At 77.3% G+C, this 309-nt stretch carries 1 pseudogene; it reads right to left on the bottom strand.

The window, feature by feature from the left end:
* Positions 1-309: pseudogene (locus QOL99_RS17745) on the bottom strand (transcriptional regulator); the annotation flags it as partial.

Raw genomic sequence — 309 nt, 5'->3', positions numbered from 1 at the left:
GCCCGCCAGCTCGCCGGGAAGGGCGAGCAGCGCCGGGGCGCGGCCGGGCGTGCCGGGGGGGGCGTCCAGCCAGGCCCACGCCTCATGCAGGTCCACCGTCAGGTCGGGACCGGGTTGCAGCCGCAGCCAGTCGCCGCGCTCCAGAAAGGTGCCGCTGGCGACGCCCTCCTCCAGCACCTGCCCCAGCGCGTGCAGGGTCACCCGGAAGTTGCGCTCGCCCACCTGCGGGTCGGCATCGGGGAACAGGGCCTCCTGCGCGGCCTCGCGGGGCAGGCCACCCGGCGACACCGCCAGCAGCGCGAGCAGGTC

It is taken from the genome of Deinococcus rhizophilus, from assembly GCF_030271215.1.
Taxonomy (GTDB): Bacteria; Deinococcota; Deinococci; order Deinococcales; family Deinococcaceae; genus Deinococcus; species Deinococcus rhizophilus.
Note: the sequence above shows the minus strand (reverse complement) of the source record. Positions and strands in the feature narration are given on the sequence as shown.